Origin of the sequence: Sulfurimonas sp. (genome assembly GCF_023228785.1) — a bacterium.
Taxonomy (GTDB): Bacteria; Campylobacterota; Campylobacteria; order Campylobacterales; family Sulfurimonadaceae; genus Sulfurimonas.
Genome location: NZ_JALOAN010000009.1, coordinates 56,297 through 72,077, shown reverse-complemented (window position 1 = coordinate 72,077; position 15,781 = coordinate 56,297). Strand labels below are relative to the sequence as shown.

Sequence of the window (15,781 nt, the reverse complement as noted above, 5' to 3'; positions counted from 1 at the left end):
CTGTAAAAAAGGTTTACCAAAAAGCAAAAGAGTTAGATAGTGACATATATCATCTTCATGATCCTGAGCTTATTCCTGTAGGATTAAAGCTTAAGAAACTTGGGGCAAAAGTGATATTTGATGCTCATGAGGATTTACCAAAACAACTTCTTGGTAAACCATATCTAAACAAACCTGCAAAAATACTACTCTCAAAAGGCTTTGAGCTATATGAAAAAATTGCTATGCCAAAATTTGATGTAGTTATCACAGCAACTCCATACATAAGAGATAAATTTTTAAAGATAAATAAAAATAGTATAGATATAAATAACTTTCCGATTCTAGGTGAACTCTCAAATGAAACACCTTGGAGTCAAAAGAAAGATGAAGTTTGTTATGTGGGTGGGATTGCTCAAATAAGAGGAATAAAAGAAGTAGTAAAAGCTATGGAGTTTACTACTAAAACAAAGTTAAATCTGGTAGGCGCGTTTAGTGAAAAAAATGTCGAAGATGAAGTAAAAACTTATACTGGATGGCAAAATGTAAATGAACTTGGATTTTTAGATAGAAGTGAAGTAGCAAATATTTTAAGTCAATCAAAAGCTGGAATAGTGACTTTTTATCCTGTACCAAACCATATAGATGCACAACCTAATAAAATGTTTGAGTATATGAGTGCCGGACTACCTATCATAACTTCCAATTTTAAACTATGGAAAGAGATAGTTGAAGTAAATAGTTGTGGAATATGTGTAAATCCTCTAGATCCAAAAGAGATTGCAGAGGCTATAGAGTATATCATGACGCATCCAAAAGAAGCCCAGTTGATGGGTACAAATGGTAAAAAAGCAGTTTTAGAAAAATACAACTGGGATGTAGAAGAGAAGAAGTTGCTTGAAGTTTATGCTAAAATTATTAATACTTAAATAAGTATGTATTTAGTATTATGTACATATATTAGATTTTCAAGGAGATTATCATGTTAGAATTGGGTATTTCACAAGCACAGGCACAGTTTACTAAGCTTTTGACACAAACTGTTTTTATAGTAGATAAAAAAGCACATCAAAAAAAAGCTGTAATCATGCCTTATGAAGATTATGTAAAACTTATAAAACAATCAATCCAAAAAGAAAACTTAGAAGAGGGTTCTTTTAATAAGTTTGTAGGAATCCTTGATAAACAGTTTGAAACAGATGATGAAAAATACAAGGCAATTGTGAAATGAAAATATTTGTAGATACCAATATCTTTCTTGATTTGATTTTAAAAAGAGAAAATTTTCATGATGCACTATTGATTTTTAATGCAATTGAAAGAAATTTTTTTTCAGGTGTTCTTTTAGATATTACTATTTTGAATATTGATTATGTAGCTAAAAAGCAAGTTGAAAATATAAAAGAGTTTATAAAACTTATCAATGATAATTTTAGTGTAGTTGGCGCATCTAATGAATTGATTTCAAAAGCTCTAGAGATTGAGAATAATGATTTTGAAGATACTTTACAATACTTGAGTGCAAAAGATTTTGCTAGTGATTGCATCATAACTAATGATAAAAGCTTTTATAGAGAAGATATTGAAACTCTCTCAAGTAGTGAATTTGTGAGTAAATATTTATAGTAAACAAAAGGAATCAGCAAAGTGAAAATACTAACAATACTAGGAGCAAGACCACAGTTTATAAAAGCAGGGAGTGTCTCAAGAGAAATAGCGAAACATAAAAACATAGAAGAGATTATAGTTCATACAGGGCAACACTATGATGCCAATATGTCTGATATTTTCTTTGATGAGATGCAGATACCAAAGCCAAACTATTTTTTAGGGATAGGTGGAAAGTCCCACGGTGCGATGACTGGGCAGATGATAGAGAAGATAGAAGAGGTAGCATTAAAAGAAAAACCTGATTGGATCATGGTTTATGGAGATACAAACTCAACTTTGGCAGGGGCAATTGTAGCTAGTAAACTTCATATAAAACTTGCGCACATAGAAGCAGGGCTTAGAAGTTTTAATATGCAAATGCCAGAAGAGGTTAACCGAATACTTACAGATAGAGTAAGTACAGTGCTTTTTTGCCCAACTGAAACAGCGGTAGAAAACCTAAAAGCCGAAGGCTTCCCTTTTTCACTAACCACCAACCACAAACAACTAATCACCAATGTAGGCGATGTTATGCAAGATGGAGCAATGTTTTATAAAAACTTAGCAGTCAAACCATCAATAATTCAAACCTCAAAAGCAAATATTCAAAATTATATTTTATGTACTATACATAGAGCTGAGAATACAGATGATGAAATAAGATTAAAAAATATCTTTGAGTCTTTAAATGAAATCGCAAAAGAAAAACAAGTAATTTTACCTCTGCATCCAAGAACAAAAAAGATACTAAAAAACCTAAAATTAAATATAGAGAACCTTACTATTATAGACCCTGTAGGTTACTTAGAAATGATTTGGCTCATAGACAACTGTAGCTTAGTTATGACAGATAGTGGAGGACTTCAAAAGGAAGCCTACTTTTTTGAAAAACCTTGTATTACACTAAGAGATGAAACAGAATGGGTAGAGCTAGTAGAGTGTGGAGCAAATACTTTAGTAGGTGCAGACAAAAAGAAGATCTTAGAAGCTTATAAAACCCACCAACCACTAACCACAACCCACCAATCACTAGATCTATACGGTGATGGAAAAGCTAGTGAGAAAATAATTAGAAAGTTACTGGAATATTGAGTGAAACAAAACAAAAATAAAATAAAATCTGAGTTTACTAAAAATGTATTAACTTTAATAACAGGCACAGCAATAGCACAAGCAATACCACTTGCAATTACTCCAATTCTTACTAGGATATATACTCCAAATGATTTTGGTTTGTTTGCTTTATTTATTGCTATCGTTACAATATTGTCAGTTATTGCAACAGGAAGATATGAGTTTGCAATACTGCTCCCAAAACAAGACCATGATGCAAAAACAATATTAGCAATATCATGTATTATTACATCGTTAGTAAGCCTATTTTTATTTATTTTAGTTTTTATTTTCAATGACTTATTTACAAATTTTTTAGGAAATCCTGAGATTTCTTTTTGGCTTTATTTTATTCCTTTTGCAATATTTTTAAATGGCATATATCAAAGTCTTATATACTGGTCAAATAGAAAAAAACAATATCGGAGGTTGGCGAATACTAGGATTCTTCAAAGCGGTATCATAGCATCTACAAATCTTGGTGTGGGAATGAGTGGCTTTTCTAATATGGGACTTATTTTCGGACAAATAATTGGTCAGATAGTGGCCACAACTTATCTTATAAAAAAAATAGTTAAAGAAGATAATAAAATTTTTACAAATATTAAGAAACTCCATTTATTTGTATTGTTAAGACGATACAGCAAGTTCCCAAAAGTAGATATACCGGCATCGTTATTCAATGTATCTTCTCATCAGATTATCCATCTGTTTTTTAATACAATATTTAATGCAACTACTGCTGGGTATTTTTATTTAACCCAAAGAATATTAGGGATTCCTGTTTCTATTTTATCATCAGCAATTTTAACAGTCTTTCAAGAACAAGCAGCAAAAGATTTTAAAGAATTTGGTCATGCTAAAGAGATATTTTTAAGTACTTTTAAAAAACTATTTATTTTAATTCTCATTCCTTCTGTAGCCTTTTATATTTATGCTATTGATTTGTTTATATTTGTATTTGGAGAAGAGTGGAAAATAGCCGGAGTTTATGCTCAAATACTTACTCCCATGCTATTTTTGCAGTTTATTGTAGGACCCTTAAGTATAATGCTTTATATTGGAGAAAAACAAGAAGTTAATCTATATATGCAGGCTATATTACTTACATTAGTTATTATTTCTTTTAGTTTAGGTGTTACAGCAGAAAACGTAGTTGTTTACTTATCTCTTTCTTTTTCTTTTTTTTACTTAATACAATTATTTATGGCGTTTAAAGTAGCAGGCTTTTTAAATTTTCAAGGGTTATATCATGATTATGAAGAATAGATTTTTATTATATTCAGTAATATTATATTCAATAATATTATATTTATTTGTTAATATAAAAAATATAAATGAAGGTTCAAGTGGATTAGTTTTACTAGGTATGACTTTATTATTAGGAATTTTACTTATATTATATGAGGCTTATTCTGTAAAAAAGCTATATTGTCAAAAATCATTTTTTCTTTTTATATTATTTATATCATATTTTATATATAGAATAGTATGCGATATGGAGAATATGTATTTTTTAAAAGCTTTTACAGTTTCTACTACAAGTGGTATAGTTTTATTTTATTTTTTAGGCATTATAGTTTCTTTTGTTCTATCTCTTATTAAAGGTCATGTACTGAAAAAAAAAGAATCTTTAAAAATATTTAATATCTTCTTTTTTGCCTTTTCTTTAGTTATTTTAATAGTATTCATAATGACATATTCTTTTTTGTCATCATTTATGTCAGAGAAATTATTTTTAATAACAATATTAAATGGTAATTATCAAAGACCTGGAACATTTTTAAGCATAGCTTTTTTAATCTATTCAGTGTTTTATATGTTGTTTATTGTCTTAAATAATAAATTTAAAAATGAATATAAGCTTCTTGTTTTGTTCTTATCTATTGCTTATATAGGAGCTATTTTAGGAGCTATTTTATTATCTCAAATGATAGCTTCAAATAATGCTTTAGTTACTCTTGTAGGAATGTTATTTTTAACATTAGTTTTTCTTATAAATATTTACTATTTTAAAATAGAGTATTTAATGGAAAATAAAAGAATTATTTTAAAGAATATTTTATTTAACAAAACAACTTTATTCTTATTAATTTCTATAGTAATAGTATTCGTTACTATTATTATTATTTTTGTAGGAATGGTTTTAATATTTGATATAGATTTGTCAAGATTTAGAATTTTTGGATTTGGCGCAGAACAAATTAATTCTATTACTGCAAGAATAGAACTATGGAAAAATTTTACAACACATTTTAAATATAGCCCTTTTTTTGGTAATATGGCAGTAGATAGACTTACCACAGGAGATGGAACTTATGTACATAGTTTTCTTGGTTCTCTTCTTACACACTTGGGGGTAGTCGGTTTTGTTTTATTTTTTTCATATTTATATTTTGCATTTAAAGAGTTATTAAATATTGAAGAAGATTTTATTGAAAATAAATTAATTACTTTATATTTATCATTACTATATCTTGGGATATTTGCCATAGCAATTTTTGGAGTTCATGTAAGTTGGATTCCATTATGGTTTTTATTAGGGATGATATTTCCTGTATTCAAGTTTAAAAATAGAAAGGAAGATATAGTATAAAATGAGAATATTACATTTAACACATACAGATATACTACATGATGCAAGAATCTTAAAAGAAATGCAAGCTATTTCAAAGGCAGATAAAACATATAATGTACATGGTATAGGAGTTATGCTTGATGAGGGCTCTACAGCTACAAATGATAGTATAGGTATAACTGTACATACAGTTGTTTTAAGAGCTAAAAAATGGAGATTTTTGCCTACTGTAGTGCGACACTCTTTAACTCTTTTTGAATTAATGTTTAAAGTGTTTTTCAAGGCATTACGCTTGAAACCTAATATGGTGCACTGTCATGATACTTTTGTACTCCCTCTAGGAGTAGTTCTTAAAATATTTACACGAGCTAAACTTGTATATGATGCACATGAATTAGAATCAAATCGAAATGGACTCACAAAAACCTTAGGAAAAATGACACTTTTTAGTGAGATTTTTTTCTGGAAATTTATAGATCGACTTATAATTGTTAGTCCTTCAATACAAAAATGGTATATAGATAATATAGGTGAAAAAAGATCTGAAATTATTTTAAATACACCCATTTTGGAGAAAGTTAATGAAGGGATAGATAAAAAATACTTAAGAAAGAAGTTTTCAATTCCAGACTCATCTAAAATATTTATATACATTGGAATATTTGGAAGAGGAAGAAGTATTGAAAATTTTTTGAAAGTTTTTAAAGCAGAGGATATAACTTCACATATTGTTTTTTTAGGATACGGAGAGTTAAAAGAAGATTTAGTTAAAATATCAGAAGAGTTTTCAAATATTCATGTGCATGATGCAGTTCCACATGAAAAGGTTTTGGCTGTAGCTAAGAGCGCTGATATAGGACTTTGCTTTATTGAGAATGTCTCTTTGAGCGATTATTATTGTTTACCAAATAAATTATTTGAATATGCGTTTGCAGAAATACCTGTTTTAGCTTCATCTTTTCCAGACATAAAAACAGTAGTAGATAAATACAACCTAGGGAAATGTAGTGATGTAGATTTTCAAAGTATATATAAGGCTACACAAGAATTAGAGATAATGCAAGATTTACTTAAAATCAATGCAAATGATTTATATGATTTAAGTTGGAGTGCTCAAGAAAGAAAATTAATTTTACTATATGAAAGTATAACAAAAGAAATTAAAGAAGGAATCGTAAAATAATGTGCGGAATATTTGGACAAATATCAAAAAATAGAGTTAATAAAGAAAAATTTTATAAAATAGTAAAACATTCAGAACAAAGAGGTGTCGATTCTAGTGGATTGATTTATTATATAAATAATCGATATGAGATTGCACGAGCAGATTATAATATTGAAAAGCTACTTAAAAATACTAACCCTTATGAATCACAAATACTCTTAGGGCATAGCAGACTTATTACTAATGGATTGGGAGACAATCAACCTGTAGTAAGAGAGGATATCTGTGCCATACATAATGGAATAATAGTCAATGAAAAAGAAATTTGGAAACAATTGAATGTTCAGAAAAAGTATACAATAGACTCTGAAGTTATAGTGGCTATTGCAGAGGAACAATTAACAAAGAGTAAAGACATCTCAGAAATACCTAATAAAATACTTGCTCTTTGCAGAGGTGTGGTTGCTTGTGCTTTAGTGATTCCAAAGTTAGGAAAATTACTATTATTTTCAAATAATGGAAGCTTATATGTAGGATATATAGGAGATGACATTTATTTTGCATCTGAAAAATATGCACTTGACGAGATAGAGTGTCAAAATATTAAACAAATCAAAGAAGATAGTTTGATTTTAGATATCCCAATATCAAGTGAAGAATTTGATATAAAAGATAATAATAGTCGTACAGAAAATTTGATCCCTGAATTTCAATACAATAAAATAGAAGAAAAGCTTTTAGAGTTTAAAAAACTAAATATTAAAAGATGTACAAAATGCATATTGCCTGAGACTATGCCATATATAAAGTTCGATGCTAAAGGCGTTTGTAACTATTGTCATAACTATAAATCAAGGAATAAGCCTAAACCAAAAGAAGAGATCTTTAAACTAGTAGAGCCTTATAGGAGAGCAGGGAAAGAACTTGATTGTATTGTTCCTTTTTCTGGTGGTCGAGATAGTTGTTATGGGTTGCATTTAATAGTTAATGAGTTGGAGATGAAACCAGTAACGTATACTTACGATTGGGGAATGGTTACAGACCTAGGTCGTCGTAATATAAGCCAAATGTGCGGAGATATGGGAGTTGAGAATATTACAGTTGCAGCTGATATTTCTCAAAAAAGAAAAAATATAAAGATGAATCTAAAAGCGTGGTTAAAATCACCTCACTTAGGCATGATGGCTATGCTTACTGCTGGAGATAAACATTTTTTCAGATATGTAGAAGATATAAAAAAACAAACAGGCATAAACTTAAATCTTTGGGGAGTAAATCCTCTTGAAGTAACGCACTTTAAAACGGGCTTTTTAGGTATTGCACCAGACTTTGAAGAAAAAAGAGTTTATAGTCATGGAATAATGAAACAGCTTAGATATCATAGTAAGAGATTTAAAGCTATGATGGAAAGTCCAGGTTATTTTAATAGTTCTTTATGGGATACTTTATCTGGAGAGTATTATAGAAGTTTTACAGAAAAACAAGACTATTATCATATCTTTGATTATTGGAGTTGGGATGAAAAAACGATTAATGATACTTTGATAAATCAATACGATTGGGAAACAGCGATAGATACAAGTACTACTTGGCGAATAGGTGATGGAACAGCAGGATTTTATAACTATGTTTACTATACTGTTGCTGGATTTACAGAACACGATACTTTTAGAAGCAATCAAATACGGGAAGGGCAATTAACGCGAGAAAAAGCTTTAGAACTTATAGAGGATGAAAATCAACCGAGATATCAAAATATTAGATGGTATTTAGATACATTAGGATTAGATTTTGAAGAAGTAATTAAAGTTGTTAATTCAATTCCAAAACTATATAAAGAGGTCTAAATGAATATCTGGTGTATATCTAAATATGCAAGCCCACCAAATTATAGTAAAATGCCTGCTCGGCTTTTTGAACTAACTAAAGGGTTTATAAAGCAAGGGTATAATGCAATCTTATTAACATCTGACGCAAATCATTTTTCAATTTATCCACAAACAAAAGAAATTTATAATTTTGAAACTGTAGAAGATGTACCTCTCTGTTGGATAAAAACAAAAAAATATACAAAAACAGCATCAATTGCAAGAATTTTAAGTTGGTTTGATTTTGAGCAAAAACTTTTTAGACTTGATACTAGTAAACTCAATAAACCGGATGTTGTTATTGTTTCTTCTTTATCTATTTTTAGTATTTTATATGGGTACTTTTTAAAAAAGAAATTTAATAGTTTTTTAGTTTTTGAAATTAGGGATATCTGGCCTTTAACCATGACAGAAGAGGCGGGTTTTTCTAAATGGCATCCTATGGTAATGTTAATAGGTTTTATAGAAAAATTTGGGTATAAAAAAGCTGATTTAATTGTTGGAACCATGCCAAAATTGGATGAACATGTCAAAGAAATTTTAGGATATGAAAAGCCATTTTTCTGCGCTCCCATAGGGTTTAATCCTGATAACTACAAAGAACAATCTTTTAAGCAAGAAAAAAATCTTTTTGATGAAGTTTTTCCAAAAGAAAAAACAGTTGTAGGGTATGCTGGAAGCATGGGAATTACAAATGCATTAGAGCCTTTTATAGAGACTATCAAATCATTAAACAAAAATGAAAAACTTCATTTTATGCTTGTGGGTAGTGGAGACTTAAGAGAAAAATTTGAAAAGGAGTTAGAAGGATGCGAAAATGTAACTTTTTTGCCAAGAATAGCGCAAAATGAAGTAAAATATTTTTTGGAAAAATGTGATATTTTGTATCTTTCTACTCAATATTCTAAAGTTTGGGATTATGGGCAGTCAATGAACAAAGTAGTTGAGTATATGCTTGCATCTAAGCCAATTATCGCTTCATATAATGGATATCCATCTATGATAAATGAAGCAAATTGTGGTGTGTTCGTTAAAACAACAAACCCTAAAGAGCTGGAAGAAGCAATTTTTGATATAGATAAGTTAAGTTTTCAAGAAAAAAAGAAACTTGGAGAAAATGGAAGAAAATGGATTTATGAAAACAGAGAATATTCACAATTATCAAAAGAATATATAGAAAAAATTAAAAAAGAAATGAAAAGTATAAGTGCTTAAATTATTTAGGAAAAGTTAAATCTTACAAATCCTTATAGTATTAAATAGGGGATAGAGATGATGACTAGAGGGGAGTTGCTTTGAAGCTAAGACCCCGAAACATCGTGGAGAATGCCATTGGTTAGCATTCCTAGAGTTCGCGGTTCCGAATATTTTTATAAGGATATATGAAATATGATATATGTAATTTTACTTCTCTTGTCGTTTTTTTTAACATACTTCATAAAAAACTACTATATAAAAAAGTCATTAGTGGCTGAGGTGAATGAGCGGAGTTCTCATAGTGTGCCTACTCCTCATGGGGGCGGAATCGCTCTCTCATTAACTTGGTTTGTTGGTTTGTTTTATCTCTACTTTACCCATCAGATAGATCCAACACTTTTTTACGCTTTGCTTGTGGGATCTGCCATAAGTGTGGTTAGTTTTTTTGATGATATTTATGAGTTAAGTCCTAAACTTAGACTCTTAGTTCAGTCTGGTGTTGCAGTTTTTGCTATCTATATTCTTGGCGGACTTGACTCTTTGGAGTTTGGACTCTTTAGTGTAGAAAACCCCATAGTGACAAATCTTTTTGCTTTTTTTCTTATAGTTTGGTTTATAAATCTTACAAATTTTATAGATGGGATAAATGGTTATGTAGGAAGTGAGTTTGTCTTTTTATCTTTGGCTGGGTTGATTTTGTTTGGCGGAGGTCACTTTTTAGTCTTAGCTGTGTCAGTTTTGGGTTTTTTGTTTTGGAACTACAACAGAGCTAAGATCTTCATGGGTGATGTTGGAAGTACCCTTTTAGGCTATAACATAGCTATATTTACACTCTACTATGCAAACATAGAAAGTTCAAACTTGTGGATCTGGATAACACTTTTTGCTCTCTTTTGGTTTGATGCGACTCTCACACTTATAAGAAGAAAGCTAAATGGCGAGAAGTTAAGTCAAGCTCATAAAAAACATGCATATCAGAGACTAACGCAGAGTGGATGGAGCCATTTTAAAGTTACAAACTACTCTATAGGATTGAATATTATCATACTTTTAGCAGTGTTTTTCATACCAAATGTAGCTCTTAGTTTTATACTTTGCTTAGCTCTTTTGTATGGAGCTATGAAGTTAGTAGATCTAAGAAAGAAGTTTGAATAATAAGATAACTGCTATAGCAAGAAAAAATAATCTAAAAAAAGTTCTTAAAAGAGATAAAAGTAGTGGGTTAGTATTTAGCTTTTAGAGAGTCTATAGTACAATACTGTATTACAAAAATACAAAAGGATTTTTTATGGTAGCAACTGTCCGTCTTGATGATATTTTACAAAACAAACTAAACACTTTAGCAAAGACACTAAATAAGAAAAAAAGTGATGTTATTCGCGAGGCGATAGAGCACTATGCCAAAAGTGTCGAGAAAAGCAAAAAAAACAGAATATTAAAAGCTGTGGAAAAAACAAAAAATGCAGATAAAGATGAGTATGAAAATTTTGAAGGAACCTTAAGCGATGGTTTGTAGAGGCGAAATTTGGCTCACCAATCTTAATCCAATCAAAAAAAACAATGAGATGGGCAAGATCCGTCCCGTCCTTATTTTTCAAAATGATGCACTAAATCATAGCGAGTACCCGACAACTATCATAATCCCGCTCACTACTTCTCTCATAGATGATGCAGAACCTATTCGTATGAGAGTTGAAAAGAGAGAAAAATTGTTGGAAGATTCTGATCTAGTTATTACGCAAATACGCTCAGTCGATAATGGTAGGTTTGTAGAAAAATTGGCATCTCTTAGCGCAGATGAGATGAAAAAAGCTAGAGAATTTTTGAATGAGATTATATAGTGATTTAGATGCTGTATGGTAAAATGACAAAATTGAAGATAAACTTTAGGAGATACATTCATGATTGACTATTTGCGCATACAAAAAGACTGTTTTTGGGATATAAATATCTCTAGAGAAGATTTAGAGGCTATCTTGAGTGGCAATGATGAGAGAAAAAAGAGTATGCTTTTTGAAAAAATTCTTTTAAATAGCACTAGAATCTTTATAGATTTAAAAATCTTCAAAATTGAGGAACTGGCAGAGCTTTTAGAAAACTATAAAATACCACAATTTAATTCAGAACATGCTTTTAGAAGAAAAAATATGGCGGAAGTTTACTTTTTGGATAAACCTTTGTTAATAGATGAGTTAAAATGGATAGCATAAACTATAAAAAATTATATGATCTTCAAAAAAAGTTTCAGCTTACTGTAGAAGTAGAAACTAAAGACTTCACTCGATTTAAAGTCGATAATCTGCTTCAAGTTGATTTTGTTAATGATGTTTCATTTAGATATAAAGATACCATAGTTGATGAGATTAATTGTCTATCTTTACATGTACACTAACAAGCTACAAGTTTAATATCAGCGATAAAAAGAGAGACAAAATGACACTAACAACAAACAAAAAAACAACTTTACTTATACTTTTTGCATTTGCTTTTAGTATAGTAGTACGGCTTATTTGGGTGGAGCAGTTTAGCTCTGAGGAGCAGTTTAAGTTCAATGGTGAGTTTATGATAAACACCAATGATGGTTATTACTATGCGGAGGGTGCTAGAGATATCTTAGCAGGTGTTACTAAAAACACTAATGATCTCTCTCCATTTGAAAATGCTACAAGTGTTTTTACAGCTTTAATTGTAAAGATCTTACCATTTTCATTTGAGACAGTAATCTTTTACATGCCTGCTTTTTTTGCTTCGCTCTTAGTCATCCCCATCATTTTAATAGCAAGAGAGTTTGATAGGCTTGAAGTTGGTTTTATCGCGGCACTTGTAGCAAGTGTTGCATGGAGTTACTATAACCGCACGATGGTTGGTTACTTTGATACTGATTTTTTAAATATAGTTTTTCCAACTGTTTTGCTTTGGTCGCTCATTTGGGCTCTTAAGACAAATGAAGATAAATATCTTCTCATCGCAGCTCTTGATAGTATAGCTTACAGATGGTGGTACCCACAAAGTTATTCACTAGAGTTTGCTTTTATAGCACTTATAGCTATATATGTAGTTTATCAATACATAAAAAAGCAAGACTTCCAAACAAACCTATTGCTTATCTCATTTATGCTTTTTGCTATGGTAAATCTTGATGGATTTGTTCGCTTGTCAGTGGTTGTAGCTTTTTATATTTTGCTTAAAACTAAGAGAGATCTAGTGTTTAGATATCTCTACTACATCTTTGCAGTTGCATTAATTCTTTTTTTTGTGACGGGTGGATTTGATCCTATCTGGGGCAAACTAAAGGGTTATGTTTTTAGAGATGCACTCGATAGTGGCGCGGAAGGTTTAGGGCTTCACTTTTTTACGGTTATGCAGACAGTGCGAGAGGCTGGGAAGATCCCATTTGAGATGTTTGCAAATCGAATAAGTGGACATACTCTTACTCTCCTTGCATCTATGCTTGGTTATGTATGGTTTGTTTATAGACATCCTGTAATGCTTTTAGCTCTTCCTATGGTTGGACTTGGGTTTTTAGCTTATGGAATACCTGGACTTTTTGATGGTGGTGGACTAAGATTTACTATATATGCAGTCCCTGTTATGGCTTTGGGTTTAGGGTTTATTATCTATGAGATCTCTAAGTGGCTCTCAACTAAGTTTATAAATGACAAAGTGGCTCAGATCTCAAAGTATGTTTTTATGACACTATTTACTCTTGGGGCACTCTATCCAAACATTGCCCATGTTATAGGATATAAAGTTCCTACAGTTTTTACTCAAGATGAGGTGAAATTACTAGATAAACTTCATGAAATTGCAGATCGAGAAGACTATGTTGTAGCGTGGTGGGATTATGGTTATCCTATCCGTTATTATAGTGATGTAAAGACTCTTATAGACGGTGGAAAGCATAGTGGATCTGTAAACTTTCCTGTGAGCTTTATACTAAACTCTCCACAAGATCCAGCGGCAAAGATGGCACGACTAGATGTTGAATATACTGAGAAAAGATTTAGTGTAAATGAAGCCAACAAAGGTTTAGATGTAAATCATACTAACTATGTAGAGTTTGCAAGTAGCAATATCGAACAAATGACACTAGACTATAAGTACAATAACACAAATGACTTTTTAAACTCTCTAAATGAAGAGATAGAACTACCTGCTAAAACTAGAGATGTTTACCTTTACTTGCCAAACAGAATGGTGGGCATAGTCCCAACAATAACGCTTTTTTCAAACTTAGATCTTATGAGTGGAAAGAAAAGAGCTCAACCATTTTTTTACATTTCAGGTACTGTACAAGAGACGCAAGAGAGTGTTGAGCTTGGTAATGGTGTTCGCATCATTAAAAAAATGGGACAAGTACAGATTGGTAATGATATATTGACTATGAATAGTTTTATAGTAACTGAATATGATGCTAATGGAGTGCTAAGAAAAAATGTCCAAGTTATAGATAAAGATAGTCCAGTAAGTGTTATATTTATGAAAAATTACAACCAGTTTTTAGTCTTAGATAAAAATATGCTCAACTCAACATATATACAACTCTTTGTGCTAGAAAACTATGACGAAACACTTTATGAACCAGTTATACTTAACCCAATGGCTAAGATATTTAAACTAAAGATCTAGGTCATATGTGCTTTTTAAATTAAACATACTTAGATATACTTCTAACGATTTATAGGACAAGAGCCTATATTTCAATAAGGAAAATCGATGACTAAAGAGTATATATTTACCTCAGAGTCTGTAACAGAAGGGCACCCTGATAAGATGGCAGATCAGATTAGTGATGCAATTTTGGATTATATTATTGAGCAGGATACTTCCGCACGAGTGGCGTGTGAAACACTAGTATCTAATGGTTTTTGTGTAATCGCAGGCGAACTAAAAACAACGGCTTATGCACCAATGCAAGAGATAGCAAGAAAGGTTATTCAAGAGATTGGTTATACAGATGCGACCTATGGATTTGACTATAGATCTGCAGCGGTTTTAAATACTATAGGTGAACAATCTCCGGATATAAATCAAGGTGTAGATCTTGCAGATGGCGAAATTGGGGCGGGCGATCAAGGGTTAATGTTTGGATATGCTTGTAGTGAAACACCAGTTTTGATGCCTCTTCCTATCTACTTAGCACATCTTATTACACGAAGATTAACAGAAGTTAGAAAAGAGTGTATAGTTCCATATCTTCGCCCAGACGGAAAAGCGCAGATAAGCGTTAAATATGTTGGGGATAAACCTGTCTCAGTTGATACTATAGTTATCTCAACTCAACACGCTCCAGATGTGTCTCAAGAGCAGATTAGAAAAGATATGATAAGCGAAGTTATAGAGCATGTTATACCAAAAGAGATGATGAGTGAAGCTACTAAGATACATATAAATCCTACAGGAAAATTTGTAATAGGTGGTCCACAAGGCGATGCAGGACTGACTGGCAGAAAAATCATAGTAGATACTTATGGTGGAAGTTGTCCGCATGGCGGTGGAGCCTTTAGTGGGAAAGATCCTACAAAAGTAGATAGAAGTGCTGCTTATGCCGCTAGATGGGTGGCAAAAAACTTAGTGGCATCTGGTGCTTGTACGAGAGCAACTATACAGATATCTTACGCTATTGGAATAGCTAAACCTACTTCAATACTTGTAGATACACACTCAACTGGTGTGGTTGATGAAGAGATGATAGAGCGTTGCGTAAAAGAACTTTTTGACCTTTCTCCAAAAGCTATCATAGAATCTTTAGATCTACTTCGTCCGATTTATAGAAAAACAGCTTCATATGGTCACTTTGGAAGAGAAGAAGATGGCTTTACATGGGAGCTAACAAACAGAGTGGATGAGATTAAAAGGTATTTAGATATTTAAAGATATGTTTTAGCTATCTTTAAAAATCTTGTGATAAACTTACTTCGAAAATTAAAACTAGGAGAATTTTATGGCAGTTATTATTAATGACACTTGTATCAATTGTGGTGCTTGTATAGATGAATGTCCAGTAGAAGCTATCGTTGATGAAGATGATAACCCATCAGGTGAAGAAATTTACTATGTATATGGTAACAAATGTGTAGAGTGTGTTTCTCATCACGATGAGCCAGCTTGTGCTACTGCTTGTCCAACTGAGGGCTGTATCACTTGGGATGCTATCGGTGAGAGTCCTGCGCATCGTGAAGACGTCACAGATGAGCAACGCTCAAACCATGAGAATGTTATAGATTAATT

16 protein-coding genes are annotated in these 15,781 nt (G+C 31.3%); all 16 read left to right on the top strand.

The genetic code is table 11. The annotated features are described in order from the left end of the window. Window positions 1–908, top strand: a 908-nt coding sequence (locus M0Q24_RS03770; protein WP_295047490.1) for a glycosyltransferase family 4 protein, incomplete at its 5' end; no start/stop codon positions are given. 53 nt (window positions 909–961) lie between these two features. Then, window positions 962–1,210 (top strand): hypothetical protein, encoded by a 249-nt coding sequence (locus M0Q24_RS03765; protein ID WP_295047488.1) that lies wholly within the window; start codon window positions 962–964, stop codon window positions 1,208–1,210. Then, on the top strand, window positions 1,207–1,605 hold the full coding sequence (locus tag M0Q24_RS03760; protein ID WP_295047485.1) for a PIN domain-containing protein: 399 nt from the start codon (window positions 1,207–1,209) through the stop codon (window positions 1,603–1,605). The genes M0Q24_RS03765 and M0Q24_RS03760 overlap by 4 nt, the downstream gene beginning before the upstream one ends. Before the next feature lie 21 nt (window positions 1,606–1,626). Beyond that, complete coding sequence (gene wecB / locus M0Q24_RS03755; protein ID WP_295047482.1) at window positions 1,627–2,721, top strand: non-hydrolyzing UDP-N-acetylglucosamine 2-epimerase; 1,095 nt, start codon at window positions 1,627–1,629, stop codon at window positions 2,719–2,721. Then, complete coding sequence (locus M0Q24_RS03750; RefSeq protein ID WP_295047479.1) at window positions 2,722–4,011, top strand: oligosaccharide flippase family protein; 1,290 nt, start codon at window positions 2,722–2,724, stop codon at window positions 4,009–4,011. It abuts the gene before it with no gap. Continuing rightward, complete coding sequence (locus M0Q24_RS03745; protein WP_295047477.1) at window positions 4,001–5,338, top strand: hypothetical protein; 1,338 nt, start codon at window positions 4,001–4,003, stop codon at window positions 5,336–5,338. The genes M0Q24_RS03750 and M0Q24_RS03745 overlap by 11 nt, the downstream gene beginning before the upstream one ends. Before the next feature lies 1 nt (window position 5,339). After that, window positions 5,340–6,503: a hypothetical protein gene (locus M0Q24_RS03740; protein WP_295047474.1), complete on the top strand. Its 1,164-nt coding sequence runs from the start codon at window positions 5,340–5,342 to the stop codon at window positions 6,501–6,503. Continuing rightward, the gene (locus tag M0Q24_RS03735) at window positions 6,503–8,332 is read left to right on the top strand and encodes a hypothetical protein (protein ID WP_295047471.1); all 1,830 of its coding nucleotides are present in this window, start codon (window positions 6,503–6,505) and stop codon (window positions 8,330–8,332) included. The genes M0Q24_RS03740 and M0Q24_RS03735 overlap by 1 nt, the downstream gene beginning before the upstream one ends. Then, a complete protein-coding gene (locus M0Q24_RS03730) occupies window positions 8,333–9,568 on the top strand; it encodes a glycosyltransferase family 4 protein (RefSeq protein ID WP_295047468.1) in 1,236 nt (411 codons plus the stop codon). 174 nt (window positions 9,569–9,742) lie between these two features. Next, window positions 9,743–10,705, top strand: a complete 963-nt coding sequence (locus M0Q24_RS03725) for a glycosyltransferase family 4 protein (RefSeq protein ID WP_295047465.1) — start codon at window positions 9,743–9,745, stop codon at window positions 10,703–10,705. 133 nt (window positions 10,706–10,838) lie between these two features. Continuing rightward, the gene (locus M0Q24_RS03720) at window positions 10,839–11,066 is read left to right on the top strand and encodes a ribbon-helix-helix protein, CopG family (RefSeq protein ID WP_295047462.1); all 228 of its coding nucleotides are present in this window, start codon (window positions 10,839–10,841) and stop codon (window positions 11,064–11,066) included. Continuing rightward, window positions 11,056–11,391 carry a type II toxin-antitoxin system PemK/MazF family toxin gene (locus M0Q24_RS03715; protein ID WP_295047459.1) on the top strand — a complete coding sequence of 112 codons (336 nt, stop codon included), beginning with the start codon at window positions 11,056–11,058 and terminating at the stop codon, window positions 11,389–11,391. The genes M0Q24_RS03720 and M0Q24_RS03715 overlap by 11 nt, the downstream gene beginning before the upstream one ends. Window positions 11,392–11,451: 60 nt before the next feature. Then, a complete protein-coding gene (locus tag M0Q24_RS03710; RefSeq protein WP_295047456.1) occupies window positions 11,452–11,760 on the top strand; it encodes a hypothetical protein in 309 nt (102 codons plus the stop codon). A 223-nt stretch (window positions 11,761–11,983) separates the two neighbouring features. Further along, on the top strand, window positions 11,984–14,179 hold the full coding sequence (locus tag M0Q24_RS03705; RefSeq protein ID WP_295047453.1) for an STT3 domain-containing protein: 2,196 nt from the start codon (window positions 11,984–11,986) through the stop codon (window positions 14,177–14,179). Between the two features lie 87 nt (window positions 14,180–14,266). After that, on the top strand, window positions 14,267–15,424 hold the full coding sequence (gene metK / locus M0Q24_RS03700; RefSeq protein WP_295047449.1) for a methionine adenosyltransferase: 1,158 nt from the start codon (window positions 14,267–14,269) through the stop codon (window positions 15,422–15,424). A 70-nt stretch (window positions 15,425–15,494) separates the two neighbouring features. After that, on the top strand, window positions 15,495–15,779 hold the full coding sequence (locus M0Q24_RS03695; protein ID WP_295047446.1) for a 4Fe-4S dicluster domain-containing protein: 285 nt from the start codon (window positions 15,495–15,497) through the stop codon (window positions 15,777–15,779). Window positions 15,780–15,781 lie beyond the last annotated feature (2 nt).

Excerpts from the sequence above, each read along its gene's own strand:
- M0Q24_RS03695 (WP_295047446.1), top strand. The coding sequence starts at position 15,495 with ATGGCAGTTATTATTAATGACACTTGTATCAATTGTGGTGCTTGTATA.
- M0Q24_RS03720 (WP_295047462.1), top strand. The coding sequence starts at position 10,839 with ATGGTAGCAACTGTCCGTCTTGATGATATTTTACAAAACAAACTAAAC.
- M0Q24_RS03740 (WP_295047474.1), top strand. The coding sequence starts at position 5,340 with ATGAGAATATTACATTTAACACATACAGATATACTACATGATGCAAGA.
- M0Q24_RS03765 (WP_295047488.1), top strand. The coding sequence starts at position 962 with ATGTTAGAATTGGGTATTTCACAAGCACAGGCACAGTTTACTAAGCTT.
- M0Q24_RS03730 (WP_295047468.1), top strand. The coding sequence starts at position 8,333 with ATGAATATCTGGTGTATATCTAAATATGCAAGCCCACCAAATTATAGT.
- M0Q24_RS03710 (WP_295047456.1), top strand. The coding sequence starts at position 11,452 with ATGATTGACTATTTGCGCATACAAAAAGACTGTTTTTGGGATATAAAT.
- M0Q24_RS03725 (WP_295047465.1), top strand. The coding sequence starts at position 9,743 with ATGATATATGTAATTTTACTTCTCTTGTCGTTTTTTTTAACATACTTC.
- M0Q24_RS03705 (WP_295047453.1), top strand. The coding sequence starts at position 11,984 with ATGACACTAACAACAAACAAAAAAACAACTTTACTTATACTTTTTGCA.
- M0Q24_RS03735 (WP_295047471.1), top strand. The coding sequence starts at position 6,503 with ATGTGCGGAATATTTGGACAAATATCAAAAAATAGAGTTAATAAAGAA.
- M0Q24_RS03745 (WP_295047477.1), top strand. The coding sequence starts at position 4,001 with ATGAAGAATAGATTTTTATTATATTCAGTAATATTATATTCAATAATA.
- M0Q24_RS03760 (WP_295047485.1), top strand. The coding sequence starts at position 1,207 with ATGAAAATATTTGTAGATACCAATATCTTTCTTGATTTGATTTTAAAA.
- metK (WP_295047449.1), top strand. The coding sequence starts at position 14,267 with ATGACTAAAGAGTATATATTTACCTCAGAGTCTGTAACAGAAGGGCAC.
- M0Q24_RS03715 (WP_295047459.1), top strand. The coding sequence starts at position 11,056 with ATGGTTTGTAGAGGCGAAATTTGGCTCACCAATCTTAATCCAATCAAA.